This is a genomic window from Kocuria sp. UCD-OTCP, assembly GCF_000349605.1.
GTDB classification, from domain to species: Bacteria; Actinomycetota; Actinomycetes; order Actinomycetales; family Micrococcaceae; genus Kocuria; species Kocuria rosea.
In genome coordinates this window covers 41,309-55,623 of sequence record NZ_AOSQ01000038.1, presented here as the reverse complement: position 1 = coordinate 55,623, position 14,315 = coordinate 41,309, and the positions used below count along the sequence as shown (strand labels likewise).

Annotated in this window: 11 protein-coding genes; 10 read left to right on the top strand and 1 reads right to left on the bottom strand. The window is 73.8% G+C overall.

The window, feature by feature from the left end; translation table 11 throughout:
• Window positions 1-1,214 precede the first annotated feature (1,214 nt).
• The 8 genes from H488_RS37475 to H488_RS31615 all read left to right on the top strand — a co-directional run bounded on the left by H488_RS37475 (window position 1,215) and on the right by H488_RS31615 (window position 10,073).
• Window positions 1,215-1,415 (top strand): hypothetical protein, encoded by a 201-nt coding sequence (locus H488_RS37475; protein ID WP_031283380.1) that lies wholly within the window; start codon window positions 1,215-1,217, stop codon window positions 1,413-1,415.
• Window positions 1,416-1,557: 142 nt separating this feature from the next.
• Entirely contained in the window at window positions 1,558-3,105 is a 1,548-nt protein-coding gene (gene exaC / locus H488_RS31645; RefSeq protein WP_017834230.1) for an acetaldehyde dehydrogenase ExaC, read from the top strand.
• A gap of 53 nt (window positions 3,106-3,158) precedes the next feature.
• Window positions 3,159-4,232: an alcohol dehydrogenase AdhP gene (gene adhP / locus H488_RS31640; protein ID WP_017834229.1), complete on the top strand. Its 1,074-nt coding sequence runs from the start codon at window positions 3,159-3,161 to the stop codon at window positions 4,230-4,232.
• 158 nt (window positions 4,233-4,390) lie between these two features.
• Window positions 4,391-5,026, top strand: coding sequence for a Maf family protein (locus H488_RS31635; protein ID WP_017834228.1), 636 nt, complete (start codon window positions 4,391-4,393; stop codon window positions 5,024-5,026).
• Between the two features lie 143 nt (window positions 5,027-5,169).
• A complete protein-coding gene (locus H488_RS31630) occupies window positions 5,170-6,963 on the top strand; it encodes an acetyl/propionyl/methylcrotonyl-CoA carboxylase subunit alpha (protein ID WP_017834227.1) in 1,794 nt (597 codons plus the stop codon).
• Between the two features lie 19 nt (window positions 6,964-6,982).
• Entirely contained in the window at window positions 6,983-7,852 is an 870-nt protein-coding gene (locus H488_RS31625) for a thioesterase II family protein (protein WP_081615824.1), read from the top strand.
• Window positions 7,849-8,580 carry a 4'-phosphopantetheinyl transferase family protein gene (locus H488_RS31620; RefSeq protein WP_150110374.1) on the top strand — a complete coding sequence of 244 codons (732 nt, stop codon included), beginning with the start codon at window positions 7,849-7,851 and terminating at the stop codon, window positions 8,578-8,580. The genes H488_RS31625 and H488_RS31620 overlap by 4 nt, the downstream gene beginning before the upstream one ends.
• Before the next feature lie 80 nt (window positions 8,581-8,660).
• Window positions 8,661-10,073 (top strand): MFS transporter, encoded by a 1,413-nt coding sequence (locus H488_RS31615; RefSeq protein ID WP_017834224.1) that lies wholly within the window; start codon window positions 8,661-8,663, stop codon window positions 10,071-10,073.
• A gap of 81 nt (window positions 10,074-10,154) precedes the next feature.
• Here H488_RS31615 and H488_RS31610 read toward each other — a convergent pair whose 3' ends face one another.
• On the bottom strand, window positions 10,155-11,579 hold the full coding sequence (locus H488_RS31610) for an NAD(P)H-quinone dehydrogenase (RefSeq protein WP_017834223.1): 1,425 nt from the start codon (window positions 11,577-11,579) through the stop codon (window positions 10,155-10,157).
• Window positions 11,580-11,665: 86 nt separating this feature from the next.
• Here H488_RS31610 and H488_RS31605 point away from each other — a divergent pair, with 86 nt between their 5' ends.
• Both H488_RS31605 and H488_RS31600 read left to right on the top strand, forming a co-directional pair.
• A complete protein-coding gene (locus tag H488_RS31605; protein ID WP_017834222.1) occupies window positions 11,666-12,487 on the top strand; it encodes a purine-nucleoside phosphorylase in 822 nt (273 codons plus the stop codon).
• A 70-nt stretch (window positions 12,488-12,557) separates the two neighbouring features.
• Window positions 12,558-14,315: a phospho-sugar mutase gene (locus H488_RS31600; protein WP_017834221.1), complete on the top strand. Its 1,758-nt coding sequence runs from the start codon at window positions 12,558-12,560 to the stop codon at window positions 14,313-14,315.

Here is a 14,315-nt window from a genome sequence, read left to right as displayed (position 1 = left end):
GCCCCTCGCTGTTCCTGGACGCGTCACGGGCTACCCTGGGACGGGCATGAGAGTTGGGTCACAGCACGGGACAGGAGGCGGCGCGTGGGCGCACCGGCGGACGGACCGACGACGACGGACCCGCTGCTGCGACTGTCCTGGGCCCGGTCGCTGGACCACCTCTCGGCGCCCGAGCGCTGCACCCCGCGGGTCGTGCTGGACGGCCCCGACGTCCGGGAGGCCCGCTCCCCGCTGCGGCTGCTGATGCCCGTGCTCGACGAGCTGCTCACCCCGCTGGCCGAGGACACCGGCCTGGTCGTGGCCGTCACGGACCCCGGCGGCGTGATCCTGCAGGTCCGGGGCAGCGCCGCGACCCGGCGGCGGGCCGAGTCCATGGGCTTCGTCGAGGGCGCCGACTGGTCCGAGCCGGCCGTGGGCACCAACGCCCCGGGCACCGCCCTGGTCCTGCGCCGGCCCGTGACCGTGCACCGCGAGCAGCACTTCTACCCCGAGGCCCGGCCCTGGACCTGCACGGCCGCCCCGCTGCTGCACCCCGTCACGGGGGCGCTGCTGGGGGCGGTGGACCTGACGGGCGGGGACGCCGCCGCGGCCCCCGCCACCCGGGCGCTGGTCGGCGCGGCGGTGCGCGCCGCCCGGGCCGAGCTCGCCCTCGCCCTGCGCTCCGCCCGCCGCTCCGAGACCGCCGCGGCGGCACCGTCCGCCGCCCCCGCCCACGGCGCGTTCCTGCGCGTGCTCGGCGACGCCCCGCCGGCGCTGGTGCTGGACGGGCAGGCCCTGGAGCTCACCGAGCGCCACGCCGAGATCCTCCTGGCCCTCTCTCGCGCCGGCAACGGCCTGTGCACCGCGGAGCTGTCGGAGCAGCTGTGGGCCGGCCGGGCGCAGGAGACCACGGTGCGCGCCGAGGTGCTGCGGCTGCGCCGGCTGCTCGAGTCCCGGGGCGGGTTTTCGAGCGGTTTTTGTCCTGCGCCCAGGGAGGTCCGGACTTCCTCGTCGGCTGTCGCGAGCTCGGCGGCATCCTCTGTTGCCAGTGTTGTGGCGTCGCCGAAGNCGCCCAGTGGGAAAACTTGTTCGAAAACTCCCGCCCCTACCGGCTCGAGACCCCGCTGCCCTCGGACGCGGGCCGGGTGCTCGAGCTGCTCGCCCGGGGCTCGCACCGCCGGGCGCTGCGCGAGTACACCGGGGCGCTGCTGCCCCACTCCGAGGCGCCGTCCCTCGTGGCCCTGCGCCACCGCCTCACCGGGCTCCTGCGCGAGGCCGTCCTGACCGACGGCTCGGCCGAAGCCGTGCGCGAGTACCTCACCCTGCCGGAGGCCGCCGACGACGCCGAGGCGTGGGCGCTGCTGCTGCGCCTCCTGCCGGCCCGCTCCCCCGCCCGCGCCGAGGCCGTGCTCGAGCTGGAGCGGCTGCGCCGCTGACCGGCCCCGGCGCCCGCCGCACCGTGCGTGCAACGTGCGTGCAACGTGGCCCCTCGTAGCGTGATCCGCATCACACGATGGTGCGGACGAGGCGGTCCGCACCCGTGCCACTCGCACCGTCACGCACCAGGAGCAGGTCACCATGAGCGTTGAAACCCAGTCCCTCACCACCGTCTACGCGCAGCCGGGCACCGAGGGCTCGAAGGTCACCTTCAAGCCCCGCTACGAGCACTGGATCGGCGGACAGTGGGTGGCCCCGGTCAAGGGCCAGTACTTCGAGAACATCTCCCCGGTCAACGGCAAGCCCTTCACGGAGGTGGCCCGCGGCACCGCCGAGGACATCGACGCCGCGCTCGACGCCGCGTGGGCCGCCGCCCCGGCCTGGGGGAAGACCCCGGTCGCGGAGCGGGCGCTGGTGCTGCACCGGGTCGCCGACCGGATGGAGCAGAACCTCGAGATGCTCGCCGTGGCCGAGAGCTGGGACAACGGCAAGCCCGTGCGCGAGACCATCAACGCGGACATCGCCCTGGCCATCGACCACTTCCGCTACTTCGCCGGGGCGATCCGCGCCCAGGAGGGCACCCTCTCCCAGCTCGACGACAACACCACGTCCTACCACTTCCACGAGCCCCTCGGGGTGGTCGGGCAGATCATCCCCTGGAACTTCCCGATCCTCATGGGCGTGTGGAAGCTCGCCCCGGCCCTGGCCGCGGGCAACGCCGTGGTGCTCAAGCCGGCCGAGCAGACCCCGGCCTCGATCATGGTGCTCATGGAGCTGCTCGCGGACATCCTGCCCCCGGGCGTGGTCAACGTGGTCAACGGCTTCGGCGTGGAGGCCGGCAAGCCGCTGGCCTCCAGCCCGCGGATCCGCAAGATCGCCTTCACCGGCGAGACCACCACCGGCCGGCTCATCATGCAGTACGCGTCCCAGAACATCATCCCGGTGACCCTCGAGCTGGGCGGGAAGTCCCCGAACATCTTCTTCGAGGACGTCGCCGCGGCCCAGGACTCCTTCTACGACAAGGCACTGGAGGGCTTCGCGTTCTTCGCCCTCAACCAGGGCGAGGTCTGCACCTGCCCCTCGCGGGCCCTGATCCAGGGCTCGATCTACGACCGGCTGCTCGCGGACGGCGTCGAGCGGGTCAAGGGCATGGTGCAGGGCAACCCGCTGGACCTCGACACCCAGGTCGGGGCGCAGGCCTCCAACGACCAGCTGCAGAAGATCCTCTCCTACATCGACATCGGCCGGCAGGAGGGCGCGAAGGTCCTCGTGGGCGGCGAGCGCAACGTGCTGGACGGAGATCTCGCCGAGGGCTTCTACGTCTCCCCCACAGTGTTCGAGGGCGAGAACTCGATGCGCATCTTCCAGGAGGAGATCTTCGGGCCCGTCCTGTCGGTCACCCGCTTCACCGACTACGCCGACGCCATGGCCACCGCCAACGACACCCTCTACGGCCTCGGCGCCGGGGTCTGGGCCCGCAACGGCAACCTGGCCTACCGCGCCGGCCGCGACATCCAGGCCGGGCGCGTGTGGGTGAACCAGTACCACAACTACCCCGCCCACTCCGCGTTCGGCGGCTACAAGTCCTCGGGCATCGGCCGCGAGAACCACCTCATGATGCTGGACCACTACCAGCAGACCAAGAACCTGCTGGTCTCCTACTCCGAGGACGCCCAGGGCTTCTTCTAAACCGCCCTCACCCGTCCCGTCCCGACCGTCCGTCCCGTTCCAGGAGGAGCACCATGAACGCCCAGCAAGCCCCGACCGTCCAGGAGTCCGCGGCCACCGCGGTCCCCGGCACCATGACCGCCGCCGTCGTCACCGCCTTCGGGCAGCCCCTGGAGGTCAAGGACCTCCCGGTCCCGGAGCCCGGCCCCGGCCAGGTCCTCGTCAAGCTGATCTCGACCGGTGTGTGCCACACCGACCTGCACGCCGCCCACGGCGACTGGCCGGTCCAGCCCACCCCGCCCTTCGTCCCGGGCCACGAGGGCGTGGGCACGGTCGTGGCCCTCGGCCCGGGGGTCACGGAGGTGCAGGAGGGCGACCTCGTGGGCAACGCCTGGCTGGCCTCGGCGTGCGGGCACTGCCGCAACTGCCGCACCGGCTGGGAGACGCTGTGCGAGGAGCAGGTCAACGGCGGCTACAGCATCGACGGGTCCTTCGGCCAGTACATGCTGGTCGACGCCCGCTTCGCCGCGCAGATCCCCGCGGGCGCCGACCCGTACGAGGTGGCGCCGGTGCTGTGCGCCGGGGTCACCGTCTACAAGGGCCTGAAGATGACCGAGGCGCGGCCCGGGGAGTGGGTGGTGATCTCCGGCATCGGCGGCCTGGGGCACCTGGCCGTGCAGTACGCGGTGGCCATGGGCCTGCGGGTCGCGGCGGTCGACGTCGCCGACGACAAGCTGGCCCTCGCCCGCAAGCACGGCGCGGAGATCACCGTCAACGCGTTCGCGGAGGACCCGGCCGAGGCCGTGCTCGCGCAGATCCCGGGCGGTGCGGACGCCGTGCTGGTGACCGCAGTGCACCCGGCCGCGTTCGGCCAGGCGATCGGCATGGTCCGCCGCGGCGGGACGATCGTGTTCAACGGTCTGCCGCCCGGGGACTTCCCGGCGCCGATCTTCGACATCGTGCTCAAGGGCCTGACCATCCGCGGGTCCATCGTGGGCACGCGCCAGGACATGGTCGAGGCCCTCGACTTCTACGCGCGCGGTCTGATCCACCCGACCTACAGCACCCGTCCGCTCGAGGACGTCAACGCGATCCTCGACGAGATGGAGAAGGGCAAGATCGAGGGCCGCGTGGTCGTCGAGTACTGATCCGGGCGGACGCGAGGGGTCGCGTCCCGTCCCGGGCGATCGTGAGGGGTCGCGTCCTGTCGGTGGGAGAACGTCTCATCAGCAGGACGCGGCCCCTCGCGCGTGGGCGAGGGGCGCAGCGCGGCCCCTCGCGCGCACGGCCTGCGTATCCTGGGACGGTGACTCCCCGCCTCGTCCTCGCCTCCCGCTCCCCCGCCCGCACCAAGCTGCTGGCCGACGCCGGGATCGGCCACGACAGGCTCGTCTCCGACGTGGACGAGGACGCCGTGGTCCGGGAGCGCGGGGTGACCGGCGCCGAGGAGACCGCGATGGTCCTGGCCCGGGCCAAGGCGGAGGCCGTGGCGGCGCTGCCCGAGGCCGCCGGCGCCCTCGTGGTGGGCTGCGACTCGGTCTTCGAGCTCGACGGCGAGGTGCACGGCAAGCCGCTGGACGCCGCGACGGCGACCGCCCGGATCCGGGCCATGCGCGGGCGCTCGGGGGTGCTCCACACGGGCCACTGGCTCGTGGACACGCGGAGCCCGGCGGACGGCGGGACCGGCTGGAGCGGCGGTGCGCCCGCCAGCGCCGAGGTGTTCTTCGCGCAGATGTCCGACGACGAGGTCGCGGCCTACGTGGCCACCGGCGAGCCCCTGGAGGTGGCCGGGTCCTTCACCATCGACTCGCTCGGCGCGGCGTTCGTGGAGCGGGTGGAGGGCGACGTGCACGCCGTCGTCGGCCTGAGCCTCAGCACCCTGCGCACGCTGCTCGGCCGGGCGGGCGTCGGCGTGCCCGAGCTGTGGACCGCCGGCCGCTGAGAACCGCTCCCCGCCGGAACCGGTCTGCGCTTTGTAGGACTCCTACAGAAACGGCGTCGCATTTCCGGTCCGCCGCCGGGTGGTTGGGCGATTGCTCACGACGGGGAATACAGTGCATCGGAGGATTCGACAAGGAGTGAGACGTGACCGGTAAGAACCCCGCGGACGGCGCCATCCGCCCCATCACCAAGGTGCTCGTCGCCAACCGCGGCGAGATCGCGGTGCGCGTGATCCGCGCCGCCCGCGACGAGGGCATCGCCTCCGTGGCCGTGTACGCCGACCCGGACCGGGACGCCCTGCACGCCCGCACGGCGGACGAGGCGTACGGGCTGGGCGGGTCCACCGCCGCGGACTCGTACCTGGTGATCGACAAGATCCTCGACGTCGCCGCCCGCTCGGGAGCCGACGCCGTGCACCCCGGCTACGGCTTCCTGTCCGAGAACGCCGAGTTCGCCCTCGCCGTGCTCGAGGCCGGACTGACATGGATCGGGCCCCCGCCCGCGGCCATCGCCAAGCTCGGCGACAAGGTGGCCGCCCGCCACATCGCGGAGAAGGTCGGCGCCCCGCAGGTCCCCGGCACCACCGACCCGGTCGGCTCCGCCGAGGAGGTCCTCGCGTTCGCCGACGAGCACGGGCTGCCCCTGGCCATCAAGGCCGCGTTCGGCGGCGGCGGCCGCGGCATCAAGGTGGTCCGCAACCGCGACGACATCCCGGAGCTCTACGAGTCCGCCGTGCGCGAGGCCACCGCGGCGTTCGGCCGCGGCGACTGCTTCGTGGAGCGCTTCCTGGACGCCCCGCGGCACGTCGAGACCCAGTGCCTGGCCGACGCCCACGGCCACGTGGTGGTCGTCTCCACCCGCGACTGCTCCCTGCAGCGGCGCAACCAGAAGCTCGTGGAGGAGGCGCCGGCGCCGTTCCTGTCCGAGGAGCAGAACCGCCTGCTCTACGCCTCCTCGAAGGCGATCCTGCGCGAGGCCGGCTATCAGGGCGCGGGCACGTGCGAGTTCCTGGTGGGCCAGGACGGCACGATCACGTTCCTGGAGGTCAACACCCGCCTGCAGGTGGAGCACCCGGTGTCCGAGGAGGTCACGGGCATCGACCTGGTGCGGGAGCAGTTCCGGCTGGCCCGCGGCGAGGCCCTCGGTTACGACGACCCGGAGGTCCGCGGCCACTCGATCGAGTTCCGCATCAACGGCGAGGACCCGGGACGGCACTTCATGCCCTCCCCCGGCACCATCGCCGCCCTCGACCTGCCCGGCGGTCCCGGCGTGCGCGTGGACTCCGGTGTGCAGGCCGGCGAGACCGTGGGCGGGAACTTCGACTCCATGCTCGCCAAGCTGATCGTCACCGGGGCCACCCGGCAGCAGGCGCTCGAGCGCTCCCGCCGGGCGCTGGCGGAGCTGCGCATCGAGGGCATGCCCACCGTGGTCCCCTTCCACCGCGCCGTCGTCGCCGATCCCGCGTTCGCCCCCGCGGACGGCGCCCCCTTCTCCGTGCACACGCGGTGGATCGAGACGGAGTTCGACAACACCATCCCGCCCTTCGAGGGCGTCCCGCAGGCCGGGCCCGAGGCCGAGGAGCGCCAGGCGATCGTCGTCGAGGTCTCCGGCAAGCGCCTCGAGGTGGTCCTGCCCGCCCTGCCCGGCACGGCCAAGCCCAACGGGGCCGCGGCCAAGCCCCGCAAGTCCCGCTCCGCGCGCGGCGGCGGCACCGCCGCGGCGAGCGGCGACAGCCTGAGCTCCCCGATGCAGGGGACCATCGTGAAGATCGCGGTGGACAACGGGGACGAGGTGGCCGAGGGCGATCTCGTGCTGGTGCTCGAGGCCATGAAGATGGAGCAGCCGCTGACCGCCCACAAGTCGGGCACGGTCTCGGGTCTGTCCGTGAGCCCCGGAGACACCGTCTCCGCCGGCGCCGTTCTGGCGACCATCTCCTGAGGCGGGCGGCCCGGCCCCGATGAGCACCCGACCGACCGGCGCCCCCGGGCGCTGCCTCGTGGACCTCTCCGCGCAGGACCGGCTGCGCAGCGGCGCCCCCGCCCGGACGCCGCGGCTGCGGGTGCTCTGCTGCCCGCCCTCGGGCGCGGCCGCCGGGTACTGGCGGTTCCTGGTCCGCGAGGACGTGCACGTCCTCGGCGTCCAGTACCCCGGCCGGGAGAGCCGCTTCCGGGAGCCGGCGGCGCCCTCGGTCGCCGCCCTCGCCGCGGAGGCGGCCGAGGCCGTCGCCGGCGCGCCGTGGGCGGCCTCGGACGTTCCGCTCGTGGTCCTGGGCCACAGCATGGGCGCCTCCGTCGCGGCCGAGCTCGCCTCGCTCCTCGAGCACCGGGAGGGGATCCGGGTGTCGCTGCTCGCGCTGTCCGCGAAGACCGCCCCGGGCGCCGTGGACGCGGCGGACGACGGGGACGATGACCTGCGGGCCGGGCTGGACCCGCAGGACCCGGGCGCGGACGAGGCGCTCGCCCGGTGGTTGCGGCGGCTGGGCGGCACCCCCGAGGCGGTGCTGGCGAATCCCGAGCTGCTGGCCCTGCAGCTGCCCGCCCTGCGCGCGGACCTGCGGGCCTCGATGGCCCACGACCGGCTCCCCGCCCCGGTCGGGGCGCCCCTGCTGCTGCTGCGCGGCAGCGAGGACCACACGGTGGACACCGCCGGCATGGACGCCTGGCGTCCCGTCAGCACCGGGACCGTGCAGCGGCGCGAGTACCCCGGCGGCCACCACCCGCTCGCGGAGAACCGGCACCGCCTGCTCGAGGACCTCGAGGCGTGCGCCGCCCCGGCGGAGCCTCGTGCCCGGCCCGGTGAGCGAGCCGTTGTGAGCGGTCGGCTGTGACGGAGGTCCCGGCGTGGTCCTGGGGTCCACTCCCCTCGCCCTGGACCGCGCTGCCCGCGCCCCGCCGGGCCGGTGACGTGGCCGTGGTCCAGGCCCACCTGCCCGACCTCGTGCCGTGGGCGCGCACAGTCGAGGCGTTCTGGCTGGACCCGGCGGAACAGGCCCGTCGGGACAGGTTCCTGCGCGAGGCGGACCGCGACGCGTTCCTCGCCCGCCGCTGCCTGCTGCGCGCCGTGCTGGCCGAGCGGCTGGACATCGAGCCGGCCGCGGTGCCGCTGGCACCCGCCCCTGGGGCCGCCGGGCGGCATGGCAAGCCAGCCGTGCCCGGTTTGCACTTCTCGCTCTCCTCCAGCGGTGGGCACATCCTGATCGCCATGGGCCCGCGGGATCTCGGGATCGACGTCGAGCGCGTCCCCGACCTCGTCGGCGGCGAGCAGATGTCCGCGATCCTGCACCCGGCCGAGCGGCGCCGTCTCGCCTGGACGAGCCGACGGCGCCGGCCCGCCGCGGTCGCCAGGGTATGGGCGCGCAAGGAGTCCCTGCTCAAGGCCATGGGCGTCGGGCTCTCCCGCGACCCCTCGGTGGACCGGGTGGGCGCCGGCCGGTTCCCCGGGCACCCGCTGCCGGGCTGGCGGATCCTGGATCTCCCCCTGAGGCCCGGCGGCGAGGACGCCCGGGCGGCGCTCACCGTCAGCGAGCCCTGGACCGACCGGCGTTCCAGGATGTGAGACGGGCCACCCGCCATGCGGACGGCCCGGCGTACTATCGGGATCTTGTCCCCACCCACTGCTACGACCGAGGTTTCCCCATGTCCTCTCCGGTGACCGGGCAGGACGCCACCGGCGCGTCCTCCCCCTCGCTCCCCCTGTCCGACCGCGTGCCCCGCAGCCGGGTGATCCTGGCCTCCCTCGTGGGCACGACGATCGAGTTCTACGACTTCTACGTCTACGCCACCGCGGCCGTGGCCGTGTTCCCGGCCCTGTTCTTCACGGGTGAGGACGAGACGGCCAAGCTGCTCGCCTCCATGGCGACCTTCGCCGCGGCCTTCGTGGCCCGCCCGATCGGCTCGGTGATCTTCGGGCACTTCGGCGACCGGATCGGCCGCAAGGCCACCCTGATCGGCGCCCTGCTGACCATGGGCGTCGCCACGTTCCTCATCGGCCTGCTGCCCACCTACTACTCGATCGGCATCTGGGCCCCGCTCATCCTGACGATCCTGCGCTTCTGCCAGGGCCTGGGCCTGGGCGGCGAGTGGTCCGGCGCGGCCCTGCTGGCCACCGAGTACGCCGAGGAGGGCAAGCGGGCGCGCGCCGCCATGTGGCCTCAGCTGGGCGCCCCGTTCGGCTTCATCCTGGCCAACGGCTTCTTCCTGGTGCTGACCATCGTGATGGGCTTCGTCTCGGTCGCCGAGCAGGGCACCGACCACCCGTTCCTCACGTGGGGCTGGCGCGTGCCGTTCCTGGCCTCCGTGGTGATGGTGGTCGTCGGCCTGTACGTGCGGTTCAAGCTCGAGGAGACCCCGGTCTTCCAGAAGGCGCTGGACCAGGGCGAGAAGGTTCAGACCCCGCTCGTCGAGGCGTTCCGGGGCTCGTGGCTGCAGATGATCCAGGGCACGTTCATCATGCTCGCCACCTACATGCTCTTCTACCTGATGACCGCGTGGATCCTCTCCTACGGCATCGGCAGCCCCGCCAACGGCGGCCTCGGCATCCCCTACCGGGACTTCCTGGTGCTGCAGCTGCTCGCCGTGCTGCTGTTCGCCGCCATGGTGCCCGTCTCCGGGTGGGTCGCTGACCGCTTCGGCCGGCGCAGCTCACAGCTGGTCATCACCTCGGTGATCCTGCTCTTCGGACTGAGCTTCGGCCTGCTCATGGACCCGGCCGCGGTCGGCACCGGTGAGGACGTCAGCACGGGCCGCGTGCTGTTCTTCCTCGTGGTCGGCATGACCCTGATGGGCCTGACCTTCGGCTCGATGTCGGCGATCCTGCCCGAGCTGTTCCCCACGAACGTGCGCTACACCGGCTCCGGCGTCGCGTACAACACGGCGTCGATCCTCGGTGCCGCCATCACCCCGTACGTCGCCGTCACCCTCAACGCGAGCTACGGCGTGGGCTCCGTCGGCCTCTACCTGGCGTTCGGCGCCGTGCTGACCCTCGTGGCCCTCTGGTTCTCCCCGGAGACCAAGGACGTCGACATGGAGAACGTCGTCACCCGCCGCTGATCCGCTTCCCGACGCAGCAGCACGCGCAACGGCCGCATCCCCTGAAGCGGGGGATGCGGCCGTTGTGCGTGCCGGCGGGGATCAGACGTGCACGTGCAGGCGCCGGGCCGCCTCCGAGATCGACCCGGTGAGGGACGGGTAGATCGTGAAGGTGTCGGCGAGGTCGTCGACGTGCAGCTTGTGGGTGACGGCCAGGGAGATCGGGAAGATCAGCTCGGACGCGCGGGGACCCACCACCACTCCCCCGATCACCGTGCCGGAGCCCTTGCGGGAGAAGATCTTCACGAACCCGTCCTCGACCGCCATCATCTTGGCGCGCGGGTTGGTGGAGAGCTTCAGCATGATGGTGTCCGCCTGGTAGGTGCCGTCCTCGATGGACTTCTCGCTCACGCCCACGGACGCGATCTCGGGCGAGGTGAAGATGTTGGAGGCCACCAGGTGGGTGCGCAGCGGCTTGACGGCGTCGCCCATGAGGTGCGCCACGGCGATCCGGCCCTGCATTGCCGCCACCGAGGCGAGCGGGAGCACGCCCGTGCAGTCACCCACGGCGTATACGCCCGGCACCGTGGTGCGGGAGACGCCGTCCACCTTGATGTGCCCGGACTCGGCGCGGGCCACCCCGACCTCCTCCAGCCCGAGGTCGTCGGTGGCCGGGATCGCGCCGACCGCGACCAGGCAGTGCGAGCCGGCGATCTTGCGCCCGTCGGAGAGCGTGACGACCACCCCGTTCTCGCTGCGCTCCACCGAGTCGGCGCGGGAGCGGCTGAGCACGTTCATGCCGCGGCGCTCGAAGACGCTCTCGAGCACGGCCGCGGCGTCCTCGTCCTCGCCGGGCAGCACCTGGTCCCGGGAGGAGACGAGCGTGACCTCGGCCCCGAGGCCCCGGTAGGCCGAGGCGAACTCCGCGCCGGTCACGCCGGAGCCCACCACGATCATGTGCTCGGGGACCTCGGTGAGGTGGTAGACCTGCTTCCAGTTGAAGATCCGCTCCCCGTCCGGCTTCGCGGACGGCAGCTCCCGGGGGTACGCCCCGACGGCGAGCAGCACGGCCTGCGCGTCGAGGGTGTACTCCAGCCCGTCGTCGGTGGTGACCTGCACGCAGGTGGGGCTGAGCAACCGTCCGGTGCCCGCGATCACGCGCACCCCCACCCGCTCGAGCCCGCGCTTGATGTCCCGGGACTGGGACGCCGCGAGGCGCAGGAGACGGGTGTTGACCTTCTCCAGGTCCACGGCGAGGTCGTTGATCTCGTCCCCGTCCTTGCTGCCCCCGCGCACGTGCACCCCCAGGTCCGCGGCCTCTGCGAAGCGGGTCATCGCGTCGGCGGAGGCGATGAGCGTCTTGGAGGGAACCACGTCCGTCAGCACCGCGGAGCCGCCCAGGCCCTGGCGCTCGACGACGGTCACGTCCGCCCCGAGGCTGGCGGCGACCAGGGCGGCCTCGTAGCCGCCCGGACCGCCCCCGATGATGACGAGCTTCTGGATGGAGAATTCGCTGTGTGCAGTCACCCGGCCATTCTTGCAGGTGCCGCTCCGGCGGCGGAACCGGCCCGGCCGCGCCGGGCGGCCCGGGACCATGCGGTAGCTTGGGGCGGGTGGACACAGAGCACAGCGCTGACCGGGCCGATCCCTTCGAGCTCGCCCAGGAGGCGGCGGACGCACTCCGCCGGGCCACCGGGGTCGACACGCACGAGATCGCCCTGACCCTCGGCTCCGGCTGGGGCCAGGCCGCCGATCTGATCGGCGAGACCGTCGCCGAGATCCCGGCCGCGGAGATCCCCGGCTTCACCCCGCCCGCCCTCGAGGGCCACGTGGGCACGCTGCGCTCCGTGCGCACCGCCGCGGGCCGGCACGCGCTGGTGATCGGCGCCCGCACCCACTACTACGAGGGCCGGGGCGTGCGCCCCGTGGTCCACGGCGTGCGCACCGCGGCCGCCGCCGGGGCACGCACCATGATCCTCACCAACGGCTGCGGCGGGCTGAACCCGTCCTGGGGCCCCGGCACCCCGGTGCTCATCAGCGACCACCTGAACCTCACGGGCCGGTCCCCGCTCGAGGGTGCCACGTTCGTGGACCTCACCGACCTGTACTCCCCGCGGTTGCGGGAACTGGCCCGGGGGGTGGACCCCACCCTCCACGAGGGGGTCTACGCGCAGTTCCCCGGCCCGCACTACGAGACGCCGGCGGAGGTGCGGATGGCCGGGGTGCTCGGCGCCGACCTCGTCGGGATGTCCACCGCCCTGGAGGCCATCGCCGCCCGGCACGCCGGGATGGAGGTCTTCGGGATCTCCCTCGTGACCAACCAGGCGGCCGGGATCTCCGCGACCCCGCTCTCCCACGAGGAGGTCCTCGAGGCGGGGCGCGCCGCGGGCGCCCGGATCTCCGGACTGCTCGCCCGCATCGTCGCCCAGCTCTGACCGGCCCCGGGCCGGGACGGGTTCCAGGCCCGGCACCCCGGCGCACCGGACGCCCCCAGGAGGCCGCGCCATGACCACCGACCCCCGCACCGACCCGCAGCTGCTCGACGCCGCGCGCGCGTGGGGCGCCGCCGACCCGGACCCCGCCACCCGCGCCGAGCTGGCAGCGCTCGTCGAGGCCGCCGCCGCCGGTGACGCCGCAGCACGGGCGGAGCTGGCCGACCGCTTCTCGGGCACCCTCCAGTTCGGCACCGCCGGACTGCGGGCGGCCCTGGGCGCCGGGCCGATGCGGATGAACCGGGTGGTGGTGCTGCGCGCCGCGGCGGGGCTGGCCGCCCACGTCCTGGCCGTGCACACCCCGGCGGACGGTGCGGCGGGCTCCGCCCGGCGCCCCCGCGCGGTGGTCGGCTACGACGCCCGGCACGGCTCCGAGGTCTTCGCACGGGACACCGCCGCGGTGTTCACGGCCGCCGGCATCGAGACGCTGCTGCTGCCCGCGCCGCTGCCCACCCCCGTCCTGGCCTGGGCGGTGCGGGCCCTCGAGGCGGAGGTGGGCGTCATGGTCACCGCCAGCCACAACCCGCCGGCGGACAACGGCTACAAGGTCTACCTCGGCGGCCGGGCCGTGGAGCCGGAGGCCCGCGGCTGCCAGATCGTGGCCCCGCACGACCGGATGATCGCCGAGCGGATCGCGGCCGTCGGACCCGTCGAGGACATCCCCCGGGCGCAGGACGGGTGGACCGTCCTGCCCTCGAGCGTCGAGCAGGACTACCTCGACGCCGTGCTCCCCGCCGTGGTCCCCGCGGCCGCGGACGGGGAACGTCCCCTGCGGATCGTCCTCACCCCGCTGCACGGGGTGGGCGGGCGCACGACGACGGAGGCCCTGCGGCGGGCCGGCCTCGCCGACGTGCACGTGGTCCCGGAGCAGGCGGAGCCGGACCCGGACTTCCCCACGGTCGCCTTCCCCAACCCCGAGGAGCCCGGCGTCCTAGACCTGGCCCTGGCCACCGCCCGCGCCGTGGGCGCGGACCTCGTCCTGGCCAACGACCCCGACGCGGACCGTGTGGCCGTGGCCGTCCCGGTGCCCGGCGCCGGGGACACAGGGCAGGACTGGCGGATGCTGCGCGGCGACGAGGTCGGCGCGCTGCTCGGCCACGCCGCGGCGGCCCGGTGCGCGGACCGCGAAGGCGCCGTGTTCGCGAACTCCATCGTCTCCTCCCGCCTGCTGGGGCGGATCGCCGCCGCAGCGGGGATCGCGCACCAGGAGACGCTCACCGGCTTCAAGTGGATCGCCCGCGTCCCGGGGCTCGCGTTCGGCTACGAGGAGGCGCTGGGCTACTGCGTGGCGCCGGAGGTGGTCAGGGACAAGGACGGGATCAGTGCGGCCGTGGCGGTGGCGGTGCTCGCCGACGAGCTGCGCGCGCAGGGCCGGACCCTGCTGGATGTGCTGGACGACCTCGCCCTGGCCCACGGACTGTACGCGACCGACCAGCTGAGCGTCCGGGTGGCGGACCTGGGCCGCATCCCGGTGATGGCGGCCGCCCTGCGGGACGCCCCGCCCGCGGACCTGGGCGGCTCCGAGGTCGTCGAGGCCGCGGACCTCGCCGCCCCGAGCACGGGGCTGCCGCCCACCGAGGGCCTGCGCCTGCTCACCGCGGACGGCACCCGGGTGATCGTCCGCCCCTCCGGCACGGAGCCGAAGCTCAAGTGCTACCTCGAGGTGGTCGCCCCGGTGGCCGGCCAGGCAGCGCTGCCCGCAGCCCGGGACGAGGCGCAGGAGCGGCTCGGCCGGATCCGCGCCGAGCTCGAGGCCGCGCTGGGCCTCTGA